The following is a 20374-nucleotide window of genomic DNA, read 5'->3' on the forward strand; positions in this document are numbered from 1 at the left end:
CCAGCGAAGCCCTTTATCACGCAGATTCTGCCGCACGGCTTGAGCCTGCCCCGGGTGCCGAAGGGCGACCAGGTGTGGCAGCACAGCGAAGCATGCCAACAGCGCGTCGATGCCGATGGCAACTGGCTGCGCCAAACGGACGGCAAGATCCAGGACAAGGCGATCGAACGAGAAGTGGAGGCGATGCAGAACACGGAGAGCTTCCAGAGCCACACCAGGACGGTGGACAACCATTCAACCGAGTCGGTGGGTGGGATCAAGAAAATCGAGGCGCTGGGCGCGCTCAAGCTGCTGTCGGGTGGATCTGCGAGTCTGGCGGCCGTCGACGACCTGCACCAAGCCACTGGCCGCGACCTGAACCTAGTGGTGGGGCAGAAGCACAACGCCATGGTGGGCGGCGATATGGAGGAAAGGATCCAGGGGTTGCGTAAGAGCGTGGCGGCAGTCAGCCAACGGCTCGTGGCGCCAAAGACCTGGTTGGGATCAGAAGGGGTGAACGTGCTGCAGGTGCTGTGCGATTTGCTCGACCTGGTCCAGCAGATGAATTCTCAACTGGCGGGCCACACCCACGGGCCGACGCCAGTACCAGGTAACGCTGCAGCCTTCACTATCAATTCTGTTGACGCTCAGAAAATGCTATCAAAAGTTCAAAACGTCACGCTGTAGGTAAGCTGACCATTCATGTTTGATAGCGATTACTTGTATTGCCTGTAGTTTAAAAATCACATACAGAGCGGCCGGGCGTAATAACTAACGGCCGGCCGATTACCGTTCGTCGGATTGGTGATAGGTCTTTAAGTCCTATTAATAGTAGACATAAAAAAAAGGTAAAAAAAATGTTTACACGTCTAGCCCGCGAAAACACTAGGCCGGCGAGTTGGCCGGCCGTAATTTCGTGGTGGCCGGCGGCCAAAGACGACAGAGCCCGCACGGGGCGGGCTCTGTGAAGATACGTTGGAGTGGATTCCCTAAGGAAAAAACCGTGGTAGCATCTCAATCACCACCTGCAGCTGTATATCTTTGTATCTGGCGACTCAAAGGTTATGGCTCTGCGACTGGCACGTCAAGCTCGAATACTTTACGAACATAATTAGTTATGATCCTTACTTAGTATCGGTATCATCGTAACTTACGAATTTTTGTAAGTGTCATCATTCGGAAACTAGCGTGGCGAGTTAACAGGCAAGGTGGGAAAGTCCGAAACCGTTTTACTAGGTGGCGGGTGCTACTAAGCTCTGGAGCTAAATTAATATGATGATATTGATAACGCGTAATGTCCTTGACAGCATTATTCAAGGACTTCGGTTGGCCTTCTGGTTAGCCAAATTGGTAACTCTGTTTCTTGAGTAGCTTGTCAAGCTACTAGACAGGGGCTTTGGCCCCTGTCTTCCTAACTCCGTGCTACTCCAGCCGACACCACCAGGACTGTGCGTAAGCACATCCATCGACGTATTCAATGCCACTTAGAACAAAACCTGTCGGAGCCATTCCGGATAGGTTCGCATCGAGTAACCGAGGCAACGGATCAGGTTCCAAGGGCATCCCCTTCGATACCCTCGCTACGTTCGAGCTTCTCCCCAGTTCGTTGCTCGTTGCGGGAGCAACCAATACGTCACCCCTTAACGCTGGATAACGCCTCCGTTCCTGTAGGTCCAGGGCCACGCCCTTGCAGCGCATCGGGGTTACTAGCATGTGCACGATAAGTAACCCCCCCCCTAGTGGTCGCTTGGCTCATCCAGGAGCGCCTCTACGGCGTACTCCAGTGCCCCATCCGCTTGTTCAAGTCGATCGGCCAGATCATCACGACCAATCAGCTCAGCTCGATGCAGAGCGTGAGCCTCATCAAGTAGCTTTCTATGGTGAGACCCAGGGTGGCGCAGCAATGCCGCCTCATCTCGCAGCAGCTTTAGCCAAGAGGCGGTCACCCTGCTCTGTGTGAAGTCACTTGCGCTCGTCATTGCGTCGGTCCTACTCGCTCATCAATATACTGTATATGCAGACAGTATATTGGCGTGTGTGTCTGGCTGGGTGCTGATCCGACGAAGTGCCGACTGGGCGTTAAGCTCAAAGTCCGTGTGAGCAAGAAAAAACTGAAAGAAAAAGCACTTATCCCCCTCCCGCCGACGGGGTTTGCGTCCTCTTTTTGTGCAAGTTCCAAATTGGTGAAAGCGGGCCTCAAGCCAAGGCTGGCCGGCGGGCTCAGCTAGCGACCGGCAATTTCACTGATTGCAAAGTCTGGAAGAGAAAGGCAACCATTTTGCACAGCAGCGCATAGGGCAGTCACGAACGGGGCTCTACTTGAAGCCCCGTGTTAGCTGATCAAAAGATCAAAAAATGCTTCAGCAGCGACTTTTTAGTTTTTAGTACGTATTCAACTCACCTGTCGAATCAAATCGGGAGGCACAGACAGGGTAAGCTAGGAAGCGGGAAAATCGTGGCTAGCAGGACATATTGACCTACATGCACATAGCACGTCTTAACATTCTAGCTGTTTGACGCACGGCGCTCAGTTTGGAGCTTGCACCAAGCGTTTTTAGTCAATTTGAAGGCCCCTATTACAGCTAATGTTACTATCCCAGTTATCACGCCTAACGCTAAATGAAGCTTTCCTGCCACCGCTGCTGCGACTATGGATATCACATTCTTTATGCTTGTTCCTGCCTCAGTTCTTTCAGTCCTGTATGCGACCGATTTAGTGCAAAGAAAGTCATAGACCTCATCTTTAACTACAACCCATAAACTGTCTTGCCGATCAACCCTAGAAGTTTTGACGATCATGCTGCTGGAATTGATCTCGCCGGTTAAGATCATCCCGGCTCTGTCGAAGTCAAAGTCTGGTGTTTCTAAAGCATTCTTTAAATATTGATGCATGTGTTTCGGTGCTAGTTCAGAGATGGCATCGAGAATTTCATCGTTGTTAATGTCATTCATAGATATCCTCTGCTTTCAACAAGTCAACTGCATAGCTGATGCCTGATGCGAAAGATATATTGCTGTCCTGGCCAATTGGTTGTCCCCCAATCCATGCGACGGCCTGAGTACCACCAGGCGCAAATCGCCCGGAAACGATGCCAATGACCTTATTTGTACTGATATCTACCACTTGGCCTCCGCTGTTATTATTGTTGACACTACTATCAAGCATAAGATTTCTTGCCCCATGCTCATTAGAGGTTTTCGCGCTGATAATCGATTGAGAGACCTTGGGTATATTGAAGGAAAAAGGGAAACCGAAGTAGCATACTGTAGTGCCGATATCAACGCTGCGCTCATCTCCCAATAAACTGCTGGGAGGAGGGCAGGCAGTTATAGCTTCCCCTTTCAGCTTTAGCAGTGCTACGTCGTTTAATGGGTCATATTGAGCTACAGATACTTCAGAGAAGTTGAATTTGTTACCGTGAATTGTAGGGAAACTTTCTGATTCAGGCGGTATTGCGATATAGATCGGCTTTGTTATATCCAGTATATGAGCGCAGGTTAAAAAGTATCCCTTGTTGCTGCAGATAAATCCCGATCCTAGAAGTGTGAAATTAGGTTCTCCATAAGAGGCAATCATGACGCATCCCCCAAGATGGCTTTTTACTATATTCCTTAGCATTACGATTCCTTTTGCTGGACTAATTGTCAATATAGTAGATATAGCCCGCATTTATCTAATCTGCAAGCGCTGTTTTTTACGAGGGTGAGGCGCTTGAATAGAAACTCGACATGCCAACAGCAGTACTGCTTATGGTCCATCTAGTAATCCTCAGTAACTTCAAGAACTGAAGGGGCACAATCCCTGCCCATGGATAGAGAGAAAGGTAGAGAGAATAAAAATTGTAGATTGAGTATCGTTAGGGCAACCCAGGGAAACAAAGCCAACCTTGGGGTTGGCTTTTGCGATGGTGGTGGACATGTCTAACCTCGGTATTGAATGACGCCGCCAGTCGGGCACGACAACGCTGCGGACGGGCGCTTGGTGCGCCTCTGATCAAAAAGTGCGCAATTCTAGCGACGGGCAGCGCACTTGACCAGCTTTATGCAGGGAAATGCGACGAGTGCTGCATGGACGCATTCCCACAACCGCTGCTCCACTCTTAAGCCCGAACGTCTTGCTCCGTGCGGTGCGATACAACTTTAGACATGCCTACACCTAATGCCTGAAGCACTTTCAGAAGGGTGGAGAGCTTAGGGTCGCCGCCAACGGCGATGGATCTGTAGAGATTTGCTCGATTGAGCCCCGTATTCTGCGACAAGCTGAGCATGCCGCCGCGCGCCTCCGCCACTCGACGGACAGCGACCAGGAATGCATCCTCCCCCCCTGCCTCATCGATTTCTTCAAGTGCGACAGAAAGGTATTCGAGTGCAAAGGCTTCGTCGTTTCGAAGCATTTCAAGGACGCTGTCTTCATGAGAACGAGTGCGAATAGTCATTTTTGCTGCACCTTGTAAGATTTCCAGAGGGCCTTGGCCTGATCGATGTCGTTCTGCTGTCTGGCCTTTGAGCCACCGCCCAACAGGAAAACAATTTTTCGATCCTGGATTGCGTAATACACGCGAAACCCGGGACCGAAGTCGAGCTTCATCTCAAACACCCCATCACCCACCGGCTCGGTAATGCCAAAGTGTCCAAGCGCCGCTCGGTCCACTCTCGTGGTGATTCTTGCTTTTGAACGCGTGTCTTGCACGGTATCTAGCCAAGCTTGGTAGATATCCACGCCATTGACGGAGAGTACGTGTTTCACTTCGTACATGAGGACTGTACCTTAAAAGAGACAAGTCGATGATTGAGTTTCTATATCGACTGGGCGGGCCATGCAGGAGCATGGTTTATTGATCGGATAAGCCTGCGGGGACTGCCTACATGCGCCGCTAAGGCAGCAACATTGAGCCGGGCGAAAATATACGGCCAGCCGTGATGTGATCAATGCAGGCAAATAGGCGCCAAAATGCCCTGATCTCTTTTAATGGCATCAGAAAAACCCACCCAAATCACTTGAACAGCGAAATGCGACGAGTGCTGCGCTATGCTTCGCGCCGTTGCGCGAAGGTAAAGTCCTAAGGTCAACAAAACGTCTGTTACGAGAAGTAAAACAGCGCATGCTAGGGTCAGCTTAGACGCGTTGTTAATAAAAGACCGCAGGTCAAAAGGGCAGGAGTGGTTGATGGGTCACGCGAGTAGTCAGGCAGCAGGTGCCGAGCATTCAAACGCCAAGCCGATTGGCATGCTGGTGGCAGCGGTCGGGGTGGTTTACGGCGATATCGGGACCAGCCCGCTCTACACCCTTAAAGAGGTGTTCAACGGCGGTTATGGGGTTCAGGTCAATCATGACGGCGTGCTGGGGATCCTGGCGCTGATCTTCTGGTCGCTGATCTGGGTGGTGTCGATCAAGTACATGTTGTTCGTGCTGCGTGCCGACAACCAGGGTGAGGGCGGCATCATGGCGCTCACGGCACTGGCACGACGGGCGGCGGGGGAGCGCAAGAAGTTGCGTAGCTTCCTGGTGGTGTGTGGCCTGTGCGGCGCGGCGCTGTTCTACGGCGACAGCATGATCACCCCGGCGATTTCCGTATTGTCCGCGGTCGAGGGCCTGGAACTGGCCTTCGACGGCCTGGAAAAATGGGTCGTGCCCATCGCCTTGGTGGTGCTGGTGGCGCTGTTCCTGATCCAGAAACACGGCACCGACCACATCGGCAAGCTTTTCGGGCCGGTGATGGTCACCTGGTTCCTGGTACTGGGCGGCCTGGGTGTGTATGGCATCACCCTGCACCCTGAAGTGCTCAGTGCGATGAACCCGATGTGGGCGGTGCGCTTCTTTGAGGCGCATCCCGGCATTGGCGTGGCCATTCTCGGCGCGGTGGTGCTGGCACTGACCGGCGCCGAAGCACTGTATGCCGACATGGGTCACTTCGGCCGCAAACCCATCGCCCGCGCCTGGTTCATGCTGGTGCTGCCGGCGCTGGTGCTCAATTATTTCGGCCAGGGCGCCATGCTGCTCGGTGACCCGGAAGCCGCGCGCAACCCGTTTTACCTGCTGGCGCCGAGCTGGGCGCTGATCCCGCTTGTGGTGTTGTCTACCCTGGCCACGGTGATTGCCTCCCAGGCAGTGATTTCCGGTGCGTTCTCGTTGACACGCCAGGCGATCCAGCTGGGTTACATCCCGCGCATGCACATTCAGCACACTTCAAGCGCCGAGCAGGGCCAGATTTACATCGGCGCGGTGAACTGGTCGCTGATGGTTGGCGTAATCCTGCTGGTGCTGGGCTTTGAGTCGTCCAACGCACTGGCATCGGCCTACGGCGTGGCGGTGACGGGCACCATGTTGATGACCACCATCCTGGTGTCGGCGGTGATGCTACTGCTGTGGAAATGGCCGCCGATTCTGGCTGTTCCTGTCCTGGTTTGCTGCCTGTTGGTGGACGGTCTTTACTTCGCCGCCAACGTGCCGAAGATCATCCAGGGCGGTGCCTTCCCGGTACTGGCGGGGATCGTGCTGTTCGTGCTGATGACCACGTGGAAGCGCGGCAAGCAATTGCTGGTGGAACGTCTCGACGAAGGTGGCCTGCCGTTGCCGATCTTCATCAGCAGTATCCGCGTTCAGCCGCCTCATCGCGTGCAGGGCACCGCCGTGTTCCTCACCGCGCGCCCGGACGCCGTGCCCCACGCGCTGTTGCACAACCTGCTACACAACCAGGTATTGCATGAGCAAGTGGTGTTGCTGACGGTGGTCTACGAGGACATTCCCCGCGTACCGGCTGCACGGCGGTTCGAGGTGGATGCCTACGGCGAAGGCTTCTTCCGAGTGATCCTGCACTTCGGTTTCACCGATGAGCCAGATGTGCCGGAGGCGCTGAAGTTGTGCCATCTGGATGACCTGGACTTCAGCCCGATGCGCACCACCTACTTCCTCAGTCGCGAAACGGTCATCGCCTCGCGGATCAAGGGCATGGCCCGTTGGCGCGAAGCTTTGTTCGCCTTTATGTTGAAGAACGCCAACGGCAACCTGCGCTTCTTCAAACTCCCGGTAAACCGGGTGATCGAGCTGGGCACCCAGGTCGAAATGTAAGCTTTTGCAATACGGGGGCCGGCAATCGGTCCCCGCTTTTCCTTCTGAACCCTGTGCAATCCAGCGTTGTCGACTAGGCTCTAAGCACTGTTTGAATAGTGCCCACAGAACCAGAAGAGGTGCGCCATGAGTCAACTGCTCGAACCCTATACCCTCCGTCAATTGACCCTGCTCAACCGCATCGCCGTGTCGCCCATGTGCCAATACTCAAGCGACGACGGCTTGGCCAATGACTGGCACCTGGTGCACCTTGGCAGCCGCGCCGTCGGTGGCGCCGGGCTGATTTTCACCGAAGCCACCGCCGTGACTGCCGATGGCCGCATCACCGCCCAGGACCTGGGCCTGTGGAACGACGCACAAATCGAACCGCTGCAACGTATTACTCGTTTTATCGCGGCCCAAGGCGCGGTGGCCGGCATTCAACTGGCCCACGCCGGGCGCAAGGCCAGCACTCACCGGCCTTGGATCGGCAAGCACGGCAGCGTCAAACCGGAGGATGGCGGCTGGACGCCGGTAGGGCCATCGCCGATTGCCTTCGACCCTCAGCACACCCAGCCCAAGCCGCTGGACGAAGGGCAGATCCAGCAAGTGATCGCCGATTTTGTTGCCGCCGCAAAGCGCGCGTTGACCGCAGGCTTCGAAGTGGTGGAAATACACGCGGCCCATGGTTACCTGTTGCATCAATTTCTCTCACCGATCAGCAATCAGCGTCAGGATCAGTACGGCGGCTCGTTCGAAAACCGCATCCGTCTGGTGCTGCAAGTGACCCAGGCCGTGCGTGATGTCTGGCCCCAGGAATTACCGCTGTTTGTGCGGGTGTCGGCCACCGATTGGGTGGAAGACGGCTGGAACCCCGATGAAACCGTGGAGCTGGCGCGTCGCCTGAAGGACCTGGGGGTGGACCTGATCGACGTCTCCTCCGGTGGCACCGCCGCCAACGCCGAGATCCCTACCGGCCCCGGTTACCAGACGCGCTTCGCCGAGCGCGTGCGCAAAGAGTCGGGCATGGCCACCGGCACCGTTGGCATGATCACCGAGCCGGCCCAGGCTGAGCACATCTTGCGCACCTGCCAGGCCGATATCATCTTCCTGGCCCGTGAGCTGTTGCGTGATCCGTACTGGCCGTTGCATGCCGACGATGACCTGGGCGGACGCAAGGCCATCTGGCCAGCTCAGTATCAGCGCGCCACGCACCGGGACCAGCCGATTCATGAGTCGGACCTGCGTGACTGAGCCTGGCTGAGCGGTCGATGAAACCCACCCTGACCCGGTGGGTTTTTTCTTGCTCGCATTTGACGCAAGCCTGATCCTGGGTCGCCTAAAAGGAGGAGGCCATCATGCTGTTGGAACGTGCGTTAACTGACAATCGCCCCCTCCATAACCAAACGTTGCGTATGCGCCAACTGAAGTTCCTGCACGTCAGCCATGCGTCGCGCGGCTTGGGGCTGGGAGGGCGTTTGTTCGCGCTGGCCTGTGAGCACGGCCGCCAAACCGGAGCGGATGCGTTGTACATCTCGGCCACGGAATCGCGCAATACCGTGGACTTTTACCTACGCCAAGGCTGCCGGTTGCTGCAGCAACCTGATCCAGAACTGTTTGCACAAGAGCCCCATGACATTCATCTCTACCGACCGTTAGGTGAGAAAGGACTGTAGGTCTTGGTTACCGGAGCAAATATTTAAGTGATTACTCTAAAAAAGTCCCACGCTGAGCAATAAGGTTTCTACGCTTAGGGTAAGCCTGATTTCTGGCCCAGGAAGTCAGTCGGTTTGCCCAGTGAGGCATTGCGCTTCGTGGGAGGCGGTTAGGGGCAACGGGAGTATTTGATGGATATCAGGAGAAGCAGTCCATGGCCAAGTCCTATGGTGTAGCGGGGGTGGTGGTGTCGTTTCTGGCCCGCAGGGTGTTTTTGCGTGGCCGAAGGCTGAGTTCGGATGAACTGGAATTACTGGCGCAGTACCGCGCCCTGACCGAGAACGATCAGGTGGCGATGCGCTATTTGATTGGGGCGATGAAAAGTGTGTCGCGGTTCTGAGCACCTGTAGGCGCTGGCAAGCCAGCGCCTACAGGGGGCGATCAGGTTTACTTGCGCTGGTCCGGAGCCGGCGGGAAGTACTGGTACAACCAGGTTTCACTCAAGGTGCGGTCCTGGCTGCGGATGAACAGGCGCAGCTCCACCGGCTCCACGCTGTCGCTGGTCGGGTACCAGTCAAACAGGATGCGGTAGCCCTTGATGTTATCCAGTACCAGCACGCTGAAATCCTTGACCTGGCCATGGGAGCAAGTCACTACCGGCTCGATCCCGGTGCCCTGTGGAAGGCGATCCAGGCCGCCGCCCTTGAAGTCCACGGCAAAACGGCGCGCCCACACGGGTGGGTAGTGCTCGCCCGGAGCCCAGCCCTCGGTAAAGCCACCCATGCCTGAACGGGTCGCGTCGACTTGGGCTAGCGGTGTGCTCACCGGTGGCAGGGCGCTCCAGTACAGCTTGTAGCCGTAGTTGAGCGAGTCGCCGGCCGCCACGGGTTTTTTCGGGGTCCAGAAGGCCACGATGTTATCCAGGGTCTCACCGGTTGTAGGAATTTCCAGCAAATCGATAGAGCCCTCGCCCCACGCAGTGGTTGGTTCCACCCACAGGCTCGGGCGCTTGCTGTACCAGTCCACGGTGTCCTGGTAGCTGGCGAACTCATGGTCGGTCTGCACCAAGCCGAAGCCTTTCGGGTCTTTATCGGCGAACGCGTTGAATTGCAGCTTGGCCGGGTTGTTCAGCGGGCGGCAGATCCACTCGCCGTTGCCGCGCCACATGGCCAGGCGGTCCGAATCGTGGATCTGCGGGTGGATGGTGTCGCACATACGGCGTTCGTGAGTGCCGCAGCTGAACATGCTGGTCATCGGCGCGATGCCCAGTTGTTCGATAGTGGTACGCGCGTTGATGTGTGCGTCGATCGCCATCACCACCTGGTTGGCCTGGCAGTCGATATCGAAGCGGTAGGCACCGGTGGCGCTCGGGGAGTCGAGCAGGGCGTAGACCACGAAGCGGGTGGCGTTCTTGTCCGGGGTTTCAAACCAGAACTGCGTGAAGTCGGGGAACTCCTCGCGCTTTTTCGCGTAGGTGTCGATGGCCAGGCCACGGGCCGAGAGGCCGTACTGCCCGGTGCTGTCCACTGCGCGGAAGTAGCTGGCGCCGAGGAATGACAGTACGTCATGGCGGTCCAGCTCCGGCGCCTTGAACAGCTTGAAGCCGGAAAAACCCAGGTCACCGGTCAATTGCTTGGTATCGACCGTGGTCTTTGCATAGTTGAACAGCGATGGGCGGAAATGCACTTCGCGCGCTTCGCGGGTCTTGGGGTCGACACTGTGCATGCGCACCGGCGTCTTGAAGCCCATGCCGACGTGGAAGAACTGCACGTCCAATTGACCGTTCAATTCCTTCCACAGCGAATGGTTGCCGTCGTAGCCGATGGCGTTGAAATTCTGCGGGGTCATGGTCGCCAGTGTCGGCGGCAGCACCTGTTTGGTGTCCTTGTAAGCGGTCCCGGCGAGTTGTTTGGCCTGGGCCTTGAGCGAGTCGAAATCGAACGCCACGGCCTTGCCATCAGCGGCACGGTTCCCGGCCCAGGCCTGGGCGGCGAGCAGGCCGCTGGCCGACAAACCGGTGTAAGCCGCAATGGCCATGGACGCTTTGAGCAAATTCCTGCGGTGCATAGAGACAACCTGTCGTGAGCAAATCCCGCGCCGTTCCTGGCACGTAGCGGATCAGAAATTACGGTTCGGACATGCCTTCGGCCAAACACAACGGACATTAAACAGACGCCGGATAGCTTAAGCGGTTCGATGACGTAGGAAAATTGATTGATAGCGGGATGATGGCGTTGCAAATGCGACAAGACATTTCAAGGTCCGCCAGCCTGTAGTGAGCGGGCTTGCCCCGCGCTGGGCTGCGAAGCAGCCCCAAACCCAGGCGCCGCGAAATACCTGAAGGAATGCGGTGATCCGGTTAGGGCCGCTTCGCTGCCCAGCGCGGGGCAAGCCCGCTCACTACAAGTCCTCAGGTCAGCTCACTTCAGCGACTGCGCGGTATGCCTCATCAATCGCCGCATGCGCATACGCACTCCACGCCGCGTCCGAGTTGGCGATGCTCACATGCCCCACCGGCTTTTTCGCCAGGTTCATCCACGCCTCGCTCTGGTCCGCATCGTCGAACAAGCTGTTGGAGAAGCTCGCATAACCGTGTGACCAGCGGTTGACAGTGATCGCCAGAATGTCGGTCTCATGGTTAAAACCACCCGGCCCGAGCATGCGTTGTAACTGGTCACGCAACTGCGCTTCCAGTTGCTCGAACGTCTGCCCATAGAGCTTGCCCCGCCCGGCGCGGGCCTGGTCGCGGGCGTTCATGCCGCTGTTGGGGCTGGTGGGTACATAGACCATGTGCAAGCCGATTGGCTGCGCCGGGTCGCGCGGGTGGTCGTAGCCGCCCATGCTTACCGGATAGTCCAGTTTGATGCGGCTGTAAGGTTGGGTCGCCGCGTAGATTTCATGCACGCCCAACTTCTGGAACGACTGCCAATTGCGGATCACCACCTTGGTGTACACCAGCGGGTACTTCACGTTCTGGCTGAGCGCTTGGGCCTGGGGCGCCGGCAAATCCTTCAACAGGTAGGGGATCATCATGTTGTAGCAGGCCAGGATGCAGCGTTTGCCGCGCACCTGTGCGAGTTGTCCGCCACGGCTATAGCCGATATGCACGCTGTTGCCAACGTTACGCACGCTGACGGCCGTGCTGTTCAAGCGCAGCCGTACGGCTGCCTTGGGCTGGTCGAGCTTGGCGTAGTCGAACGCCGCCAGCACGATATCGTCCATGGTGTGCCCTGGTGCCACGCCCGGGATCAAGCTGCGCACCAGCAACCGCGCGACCGAGGCATTGCCATCCGGGAAGTGGTAGATGTAGGGCTCTTCCATTTCCGCTGCCGCTTCTTCGCTGATCGGCGCCAGGTTCATCCCGGCAAAGCCTGGGAAACCCACGCTATAAGCGTCAGCAGCAGCTACGGCATCGATGCTCAACGCCATGAAGTCATTGGTGCGGCTCTGGAAGTACTTCACCGCACCTTCCGATAATCCTACGTTCTTGAGCAGGAAATCGCGGTAGCTGGTAGCCGCCAGGTAGTCGGCCTTTTCTTCGGCCGTCTTGCCCGGCAGGTAATCCTTGGGCGCGGTGTGCAGTTCGATCAGGGCCAGGCGGTCTGCCGCTGGCAACGGGAAGTCATTGATGAAGTCGCGGATGGCGCGGGCATTCAACTGGTCCGGTGCAATATCGTCGGCCACCATCGGCGTCGGGTCACCGGTCACCAGTTTGTCTTCGCCGAAGTTTTCCTTGTCGAAGAACACCCCGCGCGACAGCCCAAGGCCTGGGTAAAATTGGCGGTCGAAGGCGGTTTCGAAGCGCTTGATGTTCACCCCGAGCTTTTTCAACAGCCCGTTCACTTCCTTGCTGTACAGGTGATTGGGCGACTGGAATGCTTCGCTACCGCCGTAGCCGATGATCATGCGGCCACCGGCCTGGAATTCATTGCGCTTGGCGTGGCCGCCAAAGTCGTCGTGGTTTTCCAGGATCAGGATCTTCGCCTTGGGGTGCTTCTCGCGGTAGAACCACGCCGCCGACAAACCACTCAAGCCGCCGCCCACGACCACCAGGTCGTAGTCCTCAGTGATTGGCAGTGTGTCGGTGTCGAAGACCTTCTTTTCCCAGCCCATCTGGTGCGCCACTTCGAACGAGCCGGCATGGCTGCCGCGCAGGCCGGTGAGGGCGGGTGGGTAGTAACGGCCATCGGGGGCTGCTTGCAGGATTTGCAGTGGGGTCATGCCGGCGGCGATGGTGACAGCGACGCCGTTGAGGAAGTCGCGGCGGGTGATATCCATGGGGAGGAACCTAAATTTTATTGTTATAAGACCCCTGTAGGAGCCGGCAAGCCGGCTCCTACAGAGGTGGCGCTGGGGTTAGTGCTTGAACATCACATGGCGCACGGTGGTGTAGTCCTCCAGCCCGTACATGGACATATCCTTGCCATAGCCGGACAATTTCTGACCGCCGTGGGGCATTTCGCTGACGAGCATGAAGTGGGTGTTCACCCAGGTGCAGCCGTATTGCAGGCGTGCGGCCAAGCGGTGGGCGCGTCCTACATCGGCGGTCCACACGGATGACGCCAGGCCGTAGTCCGAATCATTGGCCCAGCCCAGCACCTGCGCTTCATCGGTGAATTGGGTCACTGACACCACCGGCCCGAACACTTCGCGGCGCACGATTTCGTCGTCCTGCTGCGCGTCAGCCAGCACGGTCGGTTCAAAGAAGAAACCATTGCCTTCCACTGCCTTGCCACCGGTGACCAGGCGAATGTGCGGCTGCGCCACGGCGCGTTCAACGAAGCCCGCGACGCGGTCGCGATGCTGCGCGGTAATCAATGGGCCCAGCTCGGTGGCCGGGTCATCCTGCAAGCCATACTTGATACTGGCGACCGCCGCGCCGAGTTTCTCGACAAACGCATCGTAGATATCCGCCTGGGCATAAATCCGGCAGGCCGCCGTGCAATCCTGACCGGCGTTGTAGAAACCAAAGGTACGAATGCCTTCCACGGCGGCGTCGATGTCTGCATCGTTGAAGATGATCACCGGTGCCTTGCCGCCCAACTCCATGTGCATACGCTTCACGCTGTCGGCGGTGCTGGAGATGATGTTTGCGCCCGTGGCGATGGAACCGGTCAACGACACCATGCGCACTTTCGGGTGGTTCACCAGCGGGCTGCCGACGGTTGGCCCACGGCCGAACACCAGGTTGAGCACACCGGCCGGGAAGATTTCAGCGGCCAGTTCGACCATGCGTAGCGCGGTCAACGGGGTTTGCTCCGACGGCTTGAGCACCACGGTATTACCGGCGGCGAGGGCCGGGGCGATTTTCCAGGCGACCATCATCAGCGGATAGTTCCACGGTGCGATGGAAGCAATCACACCCACCGGATCGCGGCGGATCATCGAGGTATGGCCGGGCAGGTATTCGCCGCCGGCCGAGCCGCTCATGCAACGGCTGGCGCCGGCAAAGAAGCGGAATACGTCGGCAATCGCCGGGATCTCATCGTTCAGCGCGGCGCTGTAGGGCTTGCCGCAATTGTCCGATTCCAGCTTGGCCAGCTCTTCGCCGTGGGCTTCGATCACGTCCGCCAGTTTCAACAGCAGCAGCGAGCGGTCCTTGGGCGCGGTTTGCGACCAGCTTTCGAAGGCCGCATCGGCTGCGCGAACGGCGGCGTCGACCTGGGCTTCGCTGGCTTCGTTGATTTCCACCAGCACGCGGCCGAGCGCCGGGTTGAATACCGCCTGGGCCGGGCCTTCGCCTTCTACCAGGTGGCCGTTGATCAAGAGTTTGGTTTGCATGGTTCAGCTCTCCTCAAAACGAGTGTTAATTCCCTGAAGAAACCGGCTCTTAATGTGGGAGCGGGCTTGCTCGCGAATACGGTGTGTCAGTCGACACATGTGTATCTGATGTACCGCTTTCGCGAGCAAGCCCGCTCCCACATTTGAACTGAGCTCCTCCAGCTGCAACGTTATTTACCGCCACTCCCGGCCACGCTTTCACCGCCGCGCGTCAGGTAGTAGGCACCGAGAATCGGGAACATCGTTACCAGCATCACCAGCATCGCGACCACGTTGGTCACCGGCACATCCCGGGGGCGGCTCAGTTGGTTGAGCAACCACAACGGCAAGGTGCGTTCGTGGCCGGCGGTGAAGGTGGTGACGATGATTTCGTCGAACGACAGCGCAAAGGCGAGCATGCCGCCGGCCAGCAGCGCCGAGCCCAGGTTGGGCATGATGATGTAGCGGAAGGTCTGCCAGCCGTCGGCGCCCAGGTCCATCGAGGCTTCGATCAAACTGTGGGAGGTACGGCGCAGGCGGGCGATGACGTTGTTGTAGACGATCACCACGCAGAAGGTCGCGTGGCCGACGATGATGGTGAACATCCCCGGCTCGATCCCGAGCGTCTTGAAGGTCGCCAGCAATGCGATACCGGTGATGATCCCCGGCAGCGCAATCGGCAGGATCAGCATCAACGACACGCCTTGCTTGCCAAAGAACTCACGGCGATACAGCGCCGCCGAGGCCAGCGTGCCGAGCACCATGGCGATCAGCGTGGCGATGGCCGCGATCTGCAATGACAGCTTGATCGCTTCCAACACATCCGGCCGGGCGAAGGCCACGCTGAACCACTTCAACGTGAAGCCCTGGGGCGGAAAGCTGAACGCGGCTTCTTCGGTGTTGAAGGCGTAGAGGAAGATGATCAGGATCGGGAAATGGAGAAAAACCAGTCCACCCCAAGCGGCGATCTTCAGGCCCATAGAAGATTTTTCAGAGTGCATCGAAGGCCCCCAGGCGTTTGACGATGGACAGGTAAACCGCGATCAGCACGATCGGCACCAAGGTGAACGCCGCCGCCATGGGCATGTTGCCGATGGCGCCTTGCTGGGCGTAGACCATGCCGCCGACGAAGTAACCCGGTGGCCCTACAAGTTGCGGCACGATGAAGTCGCCCAGCGTCAGCGAGAAGGTGAAGATGGAGCCGGCGGCAATCCCCGGAATCGACAGTGGCAATATCACCTGCATGAACGTCTGGCGCGGCTTGGCGCCAAGATCCGCCGAGGCTTGCAGCAACGACGGCGGCAAACGTTCCAGGGACGCCTGGATCGGCAGGATCATGAACGGCAGCCAGATGTAGACGAACACCATGAAGCGCCCCAGGTGCGAAGTGCTCAAGGTGCTGCCGCCCACCCCGGGAATGCCCAGCACGAACTGCAACACCGGCTCCAAACCCAGGTGCTGCACGAACCACTGCGCCACGCCGCCTTTGGCCAGCAGCAAGGTCCAGGCGTAGGCCTTGACGATGTAGCTGGCCCACATCGGCATCATCACCGCGATGTAGAAGAACGCCTTGGTCTTGCCCGTGGTGTAGCGCGCCATGTAGTAGGCAATCGGGAAGGCGACGACAGCGCTGGCGATCGACACCACGATCGCCATGCTCAGGGTGCGCACAATGATGTCGAAGTTCGACGGTTGGAACAGCGCGGCGAAGTTGGCCAGGGTCAGGTCCGGCGTGACCGCCATGGTGAAATCGTCAAACGTATAGAAACCTTGCCAGAGCAGGGTCAGCAGCGAACCGAGGTAGATCGCACCGAACCAGATCAGCGGCGGCACCAGCAGCATCGCCAGGTAGAGGTTGGGCTTGCGGTACAGCAGGTTGGAAAACCTGCGCATCGGCGGATGGGAAAGGGCCAGGCTCATGTCACACCTCGCCTGCGCTGTCGGTCAGCGGGGTCATGGCTTCCCGTGCCCAGCGAGCGGTGATGGACTGGCCGACCTGATGGCCGCTGCTGGTGTCCAGCCATTGGTTGTTGGCTTGGCTGATGTTCAGCGCCTGGCCGTTTTCCAGTTTCAATTCATAGCGGGTGGCGCTGCCCTGGTATTGGATATCGTGGAGCAGACCGCTGATTTCCACTTCGCCGGCGCCCAATGGGCCTTCGGCAAAGCGCACGTGTTCCGGGCGGATCGAGAAGGGTTGCGCAGTGCCGCTGAGGCGCTGGGCCAGCTCGCCGCGAATCACGTTGGAGGTGCCGACGAACTCCGCGACGAACGACGTGGCGGGTTTCATATAGAGGTTGCGCGGGGTGTCGACCTGCTCGATGCGGCCTTTGTTGAACACGGCTACGCGGTCGGACATCGACAGCGCTTCGGTCTGGTCGTGGGTCACGAAGATAAAGGTGATGCCCAGTTGGCGTTGCAGCTTTTTCAGCTCGCTTTGCATCTGCTCGCGCAGCTTGAGGTCGAGGGCGCCTAAGGGTTCATCCAGCAGCAATACCCGTGGACGATTGACCAAGGCGCGGGCCAGGGCGACCCGTTGACGTTGGCCGCCGGACAGTTGCACCGGTTTGCGGTCGCCGTAGCCGCCGAGGGCGACCATCGCCAGCGCCTCTTCTGCACGGTTCAGGCGTTCCGCCTTGCCCACGCCCTTGACCTTGAGGCCGTAGGCCACGTTGTCGCGCACATTCATATGGGGGAACAGCGCGTAATCCTGGAACACAGTGTTTACATCACGCTGATACGGCGGCAAGCCGGCGGCTTCCTCGCCATGGATGCGGATCGAGCCTGCGCTCGGCTGCTCGAACCCGGCGATCAGGCGCAGGCAGGTGGTCTTGCCCGAGCCGGAAGGGCCGAGCATGGAAAAGAACTCGCCGTCCTGGATATCGATGGAAACCCGGTCAACGGCTTTCACTTCGCCGAACTGACGGGAAACGTGGGTGAATTGGACTGCAAGCGTCATGGTGCGGTGCTCCAAAAAGGCGCGGGTCGTCGCAGCGGCCCGGCCTGGACTTCTGAAAAAACGAGGATGCATGTGTGCTGCGCTGAAACGGTGAAAATCGGGCTTTTGTGGTGAGCGGGCTTGCCCCGCGCAGGGCCAGCCTGCTCACCACAAGAAGCAGTCTCTGCAGGGACCCTTAGCGGCCACCCATGATCGCGATGTAATCCTGGGTCCAGCGGCTGTACGGCACGAACTTACCGCCTTCAGCCTGCGGGGTTTTCCAGAAGGCGATCTTTTCGAACTGGTCGAAACCATTGGTCTTGCAACCCTCGGCGCCGAGCAGTTCGCTTTCCTTGCAGGCCGCAGGCACGGCAGGCAGCGAACCGAACCAGGCGGCAACGTCGCCCTGGACCTTCGGCTGCAGCGACCAGTCCATCCACTTGTAGGCGCAGTTCGGGTGCTTGGCCTCGGTGTGCAACATGGTGGTGTCGGCCCAGCCGGTGGCGCCTTCCTTCGGAATGGTCGAGGCAATCGGCTGTTTCTCGTTCTGCAGGCCGTTGACCTGATACGGCCAGGCGCTGGAGGCCACCACACCTTCATTCTTGAAGTCACTCATTTGCACGGTGGTGTCGTGCCAGTAGCGGTGGATCAGCGGCTGTTGCGCGCGCAGCAGTTCGAGCACCGCCTTGTACTGGGTTTCGGTCAGTTCATAGGGGTTCTGGATGCCCAGTTCCGGCTTAGTCGACTTGAGGTACAGCGCCGCATCGGCAATGTAGATCGGGCCGTCATACGCCTGCACACGGCCTTTGTTCGGCTTGCCGTCCGGCAAGTTCTGCGCGTCGAACAGTACGTTCCAACTGGTGGGCGCGGTCTTGAACACGTTGGTGTTGTACATCAACACGTTCGGGCCCCACTGGTACGGGGTGCCGTAGGTTTGCTGGCCGACCACATACCATGGCGCATCTTTCAGGCGCGGGTCGATGTTCTTCCAATTGGGGATCAGTGAGGTGTTGATTGGCTGCACACGCTTGCCGACGATCAACCGCAGCGACGCATCGCCCGATGCGGTGACCAGGTCATACCCGCCCTTGGCCATCAGGCTGACCATTTCGTCAGAGGTGGCGGCGGTTTTCACGTTGACCTTGCAGCCGGTTTCCTTCTCGAAACCGGTGACCCAGTCGTAGGCCTTGTCGCTTTCGCCACGTTCGATATAGCCGGGCCAGGCGACGATATCCAACTGGCCTTCACCGGCGCCCACTGCTTTGAGTGGTTCGGCGGCCTGGAGGCTGGCGCTGGCCAGCAGCGCGGTGGTCAGGGCACTGAGCAGTGCGGTCTTGTGCGCAGACATGGGGTTCCCTCTTCTTTAATTATGGTCGGGGCAGTTGTTCAAACCGGTAACGCATGAGCTTAGTTGTTGTTTTAAAGATGCTGGCCGTGTCGCGCCATGATGTGGCGCACCACGCTGTAGTCCTGCAGCGAATCGCTGGACAGATCCTTCCCATACCCCGAACGCTTCAAGCCGCCGTGGGGCATTTCGCTGACCAGCATGAAATGACTGTTGATCCAGGTGCAGCCGTATTGCAGGCGCGCCGCGACCTGCATGGCCTTGTCCAGGTTCTGGGTCCACACCGAGGAGGCCAGGCCGTATTCGGAGTCGTTGGCCCAGTCCACTGCCTGTTCCAGCTCGTCGAAGCGGGTCACGGTGACCACCGGGCCGAATACTTCGCGCTGCACGATTTCATCGTTTTGTTTACAGCCGGCGAGCAAGGTGGGTTGGTAATAGAAGCCCGCGCCGGAATGCACGGCGGCGCCGGTGATGCGTTCGATATGCGGCTGGCCGAGGGCGCGCTCTACAAAACTGGCGACGCGGTCGCGCTGGCGCGTGCTGATCAGCGGGCCGAGTTCATTGTCTGCATCGCGTTTACCGGCAAAACGCAGGCTGCTGACCGCCGCGCCCAGTTCGGCGACGAGTTTGTCGTGGATGCCGGCCTGGGCATAGATGCGGCAGGCGGCGGTGCAGTCCTGGCCAGCGTTGTAATAGCCGTAGGCGCGCACGCCCTCCACCACAGCTTGCAGGTCGGCGTCGTTGCACACGATCACCGGGGCCTTGCCGCCCAGTTCCAAGTGCGTGCGTTTTAGGGTTTTGGAGGCGGCTTGCAGAATCTTCTGCCCGGTGACGATATCGCCGGTCAACGAGACCATGCGCACCTTGGGATGGCTGACCAAGTGACTGCCGACGCCTTCGCCGCCGCCACACAGAATGTTGATCACGCCACGTGGCAGCAGCTCTTTAAGCACGGGGGCCAGGGCCAGGATCGACAGCGGCGTATGTTCCGACGGCTTGAACACCAAGGTATTACCGGCAGCCAAGGCGGGGGCGATCTTCCACGCGGCCATCATCAGCGGGTAGTTCCACGGCGCAATCGAAGCGACTACACCAATCGGATCGCGACGCACCATGCTGGTGTAGCCCGGCAGGTATTCACCGCTCAACTGTCCGGTCTGGCAACGCACAGCCCCGGCGAAGAAGCGGAACACATCCACGGTGGCACTCAAATCATCCTGACGCGCCAGATGCAAGGGCTTACCGCAGTTCAGAGATTCCAGACGGGCCAGGTAGTCGGCTTGTTTTTCGATGGCGTCGGCGATGCCCAATAGGATGTTCGAGCGGTGCTGCGGCGTGGTGCGTGACCAGCCGGCAAAGGCGCGGTGGGCGGCGAGGATCGCGGTTTCGACCTGCTCGGTGCTGGCTTCGGCGATTTGGGTGAGCACTTCACCGGTGGCCGGGTTGAGGATCGGCTCGGCAAAACCCTGGCCTTGGACCAGTTCGCCGTCGATCAGCAACGCAGTGAGCAGCGGGGTGGGCGCGCCGGACATTTTTCGCGATCTCTTTTCTTGTGTGGCCATGGGCGTTCTCTTACAAGGCGCCTGACCTTCTCTTAGGGGATGAACAGAGACTAGAGGTCAGGCGCGAGGTCAACAAATACTAAATACTG

General features: G+C 58.6%; 16 protein-coding genes and 2 pseudogenes. 5 read left to right on the forward strand and 13 right to left on the reverse strand.

Annotation, left to right across the window (positions count from 1 at the left end; genetic code table 11):
* A pseudogene (locus tag ACP7C6_RS24620) lies at positions 1 to 666 on the forward strand (hypothetical protein); the annotation flags it as partial.
* 735 nt (positions 667 to 1401) lie between these two features.
* On the opposite strand, the gene ACP7C6_RS24625 reads toward ACP7C6_RS24620, so the two are convergent.
* From ACP7C6_RS24625 to ACP7C6_RS24645, 5 genes are all read right to left on the reverse strand, one after another.
* Positions 1402 to 1698: a hypothetical protein gene (locus tag ACP7C6_RS24625; protein ID WP_426109335.1), complete on the reverse strand. Its 297-nt coding sequence runs from the start codon at positions 1696 to 1698 to the stop codon at positions 1402 to 1404.
* A 786-nt stretch (positions 1699 to 2484) separates the two neighbouring features.
* Positions 2485 to 2931 (reverse strand): hypothetical protein, encoded by a 447-nt coding sequence (locus ACP7C6_RS24630; RefSeq protein WP_426109336.1) that lies wholly within the window; start codon positions 2929 to 2931, stop codon positions 2485 to 2487.
* Positions 2924 to 3556 (reverse strand): S1 family peptidase, encoded by a 633-nt coding sequence (locus tag ACP7C6_RS24635; RefSeq protein WP_426109337.1) that lies wholly within the window; start codon positions 3554 to 3556, stop codon positions 2924 to 2926. Before ACP7C6_RS24635 ends, ACP7C6_RS24630 begins: the two co-directional genes overlap by 8 nt.
* Positions 3557 to 4079: 523 nt before the next feature.
* A complete protein-coding gene (locus tag ACP7C6_RS24640; protein WP_133074474.1) occupies positions 4080 to 4415 on the reverse strand; it encodes an addiction module antidote protein in 336 nt (111 codons plus the stop codon).
* The gene (locus ACP7C6_RS24645) at positions 4412 to 4735 is read right to left on the reverse strand and encodes a type II toxin-antitoxin system RelE/ParE family toxin (protein WP_426109338.1); all 324 of its coding nucleotides are present in this window, start codon (positions 4733 to 4735) and stop codon (positions 4412 to 4414) included. Before ACP7C6_RS24645 ends, ACP7C6_RS24640 begins: the two co-directional genes overlap by 4 nt.
* 411 nt (positions 4736 to 5146) lie before the next feature.
* On the opposite strand from ACP7C6_RS24645, the gene ACP7C6_RS24650 reads away from it, so the two are divergent.
* From ACP7C6_RS24650 to ACP7C6_RS24665, 4 genes and pseudogenes are all read left to right on the forward strand, one after another.
* Positions 5147 to 7048: a potassium transporter Kup gene (locus ACP7C6_RS24650; protein ID WP_028619099.1), complete on the forward strand. Its 1902-nt coding sequence runs from the start codon at positions 5147 to 5149 to the stop codon at positions 7046 to 7048.
* A gap of 126 nt (positions 7049 to 7174) precedes the next feature.
* Positions 7175 to 8281 (forward strand): NADH:flavin oxidoreductase/NADH oxidase, encoded by a 1107-nt coding sequence (locus tag ACP7C6_RS24655; RefSeq protein WP_028619100.1) that lies wholly within the window; start codon positions 7175 to 7177, stop codon positions 8279 to 8281.
* Positions 8282 to 8406: 125 nt separating this feature from the next.
* Positions 8407 to 8703, forward strand: a pseudogene (locus tag ACP7C6_RS24660) (GNAT family N-acetyltransferase); the annotation flags it as partial.
* Between the two features lie 194 nt (positions 8704 to 8897).
* Positions 8898 to 9083, forward strand: a complete 186-nt coding sequence (locus ACP7C6_RS24665) for a hypothetical protein (RefSeq protein ID WP_028619101.1) — start codon at positions 8898 to 8900, stop codon at positions 9081 to 9083.
* Positions 9084 to 9130: 47 nt separating this feature from the next.
* On the opposite strand, the gene ACP7C6_RS24670 is transcribed toward ACP7C6_RS24665, so the two are convergent.
* The 8 genes from ACP7C6_RS24670 to ACP7C6_RS24705 all read right to left on the reverse strand — a co-directional run bounded on the left by ACP7C6_RS24670 (position 9131) and on the right by ACP7C6_RS24705 (position 20255).
* Positions 9131 to 10750: a glucan biosynthesis protein D gene (locus ACP7C6_RS24670; RefSeq protein WP_426109339.1), complete on the reverse strand. Its 1620-nt coding sequence runs from the start codon at positions 10748 to 10750 to the stop codon at positions 9131 to 9133.
* A gap of 348 nt (positions 10751 to 11098) precedes the next feature.
* On the reverse strand, positions 11099 to 12961 hold the full coding sequence (locus ACP7C6_RS24675) for an NAD(P)-binding protein (protein ID WP_126569927.1): 1863 nt from the start codon (positions 12959 to 12961) through the stop codon (positions 11099 to 11101).
* A gap of 78 nt (positions 12962 to 13039) precedes the next feature.
* A complete protein-coding gene (locus ACP7C6_RS24680) occupies positions 13040 to 14464 on the reverse strand; it encodes a gamma-aminobutyraldehyde dehydrogenase (protein WP_236320453.1) in 1425 nt (474 codons plus the stop codon).
* Positions 14465 to 14634: 170 nt separating this feature from the next.
* Entirely contained in the window at positions 14635 to 15444 is an 810-nt protein-coding gene (locus tag ACP7C6_RS24685) for an ABC transporter permease (protein ID WP_012722540.1), read from the reverse strand.
* A complete protein-coding gene (locus tag ACP7C6_RS24690; protein WP_028619105.1) occupies positions 15434 to 16363 on the reverse strand; it encodes an ABC transporter permease in 930 nt (309 codons plus the stop codon). The genes ACP7C6_RS24685 and ACP7C6_RS24690 overlap by 11 nt, the downstream gene beginning before the upstream one ends.
* A 1-nt stretch (position 16364) precedes the next feature.
* Positions 16365 to 17399, reverse strand: coding sequence for an ABC transporter ATP-binding protein (locus ACP7C6_RS24695; RefSeq protein ID WP_068936971.1), 1035 nt, complete (start codon positions 17397 to 17399; stop codon positions 16365 to 16367).
* Between the two features lie 175 nt (positions 17400 to 17574).
* Positions 17575 to 18726, reverse strand: a complete 1152-nt coding sequence (ydcS, locus tag ACP7C6_RS24700; RefSeq protein ID WP_016977916.1) for a putative ABC transporter substrate-binding protein YdcS — start codon at positions 18724 to 18726, stop codon at positions 17575 to 17577.
* Positions 18727 to 18797: 71 nt separating this feature from the next.
* Positions 18798 to 20255 (reverse strand): gamma-aminobutyraldehyde dehydrogenase, encoded by a 1458-nt coding sequence (locus ACP7C6_RS24705; RefSeq protein WP_426109340.1) that lies wholly within the window; start codon positions 20253 to 20255, stop codon positions 18798 to 18800.
* Between the last annotated feature and the right edge of the window lie 119 nt (positions 20256 to 20374).

The sequence above is a fragment of the Pseudomonas sp. TWR1-1-4 genome, assembly GCF_049897165.1.
Taxonomy (GTDB): Bacteria; Pseudomonadota; Gammaproteobacteria; order Pseudomonadales; family Pseudomonadaceae; genus Aquipseudomonas; species Aquipseudomonas canadensis.

Coding starts and splice junctions, on each gene's coding strand:
- ACP7C6_RS24630 (WP_426109336.1), bottom strand. CDS start 2,931: ATGAATGACATTAACAACGATGAAATTCTCGATGCCATCTCTGAACTA.
- ACP7C6_RS24635 (WP_426109337.1), bottom strand. CDS start 3,556: ATGATTGCCTCTTATGGAGAACCTAATTTCACACTTCTAGGATCGGGA.
- ACP7C6_RS24640 (WP_133074474.1), bottom strand. CDS start 4,415: ATGACTATTCGCACTCGTTCTCATGAAGACAGCGTCCTTGAAATGCTT.
- ACP7C6_RS24645 (WP_426109338.1), bottom strand. CDS start 4,735: ATGTACGAAGTGAAACACGTACTCTCCGTCAATGGCGTGGATATCTAC.
- ACP7C6_RS24650 (WP_028619099.1), top strand. CDS start 5,147: ATGGGTCACGCGAGTAGTCAGGCAGCAGGTGCCGAGCATTCAAACGCC.
- ACP7C6_RS24655 (WP_028619100.1), top strand. CDS start 7,175: ATGAGTCAACTGCTCGAACCCTATACCCTCCGTCAATTGACCCTGCTC.
- ACP7C6_RS24665 (WP_028619101.1), top strand. CDS start 8,898: ATGGCCAAGTCCTATGGTGTAGCGGGGGTGGTGGTGTCGTTTCTGGCC.
- ACP7C6_RS24670 (WP_426109339.1), bottom strand. CDS start 10,750: ATGCACCGCAGGAATTTGCTCAAAGCGTCCATGGCCATTGCGGCTTAC.
- ACP7C6_RS24675 (WP_126569927.1), bottom strand. CDS start 12,961: ATGGATATCACCCGCCGCGACTTCCTCAACGGCGTCGCTGTCACCATC.
- ACP7C6_RS24680 (WP_236320453.1), bottom strand. CDS start 14,464: ATGCAAACCAAACTCTTGATCAACGGCCACCTGGTAGAAGGCGAAGGC.
- ACP7C6_RS24685 (WP_012722540.1), bottom strand. CDS start 15,444: ATGCACTCTGAAAAATCTTCTATGGGCCTGAAGATCGCCGCTTGGGGT.
- ACP7C6_RS24690 (WP_028619105.1), bottom strand. CDS start 16,363: ATGAGCCTGGCCCTTTCCCATCCGCCGATGCGCAGGTTTTCCAACCTG.
- ACP7C6_RS24695 (WP_068936971.1), bottom strand. CDS start 17,399: ATGACGCTTGCAGTCCAATTCACCCACGTTTCCCGTCAGTTCGGCGAA.
- ydcS (WP_016977916.1), bottom strand. CDS start 18,726: ATGTCTGCGCACAAGACCGCACTGCTCAGTGCCCTGACCACCGCGCTG.
- ACP7C6_RS24705 (WP_426109340.1), bottom strand. CDS start 20,255: ATGTCCGGCGCGCCCACCCCGCTGCTCACTGCGTTGCTGATCGACGGC.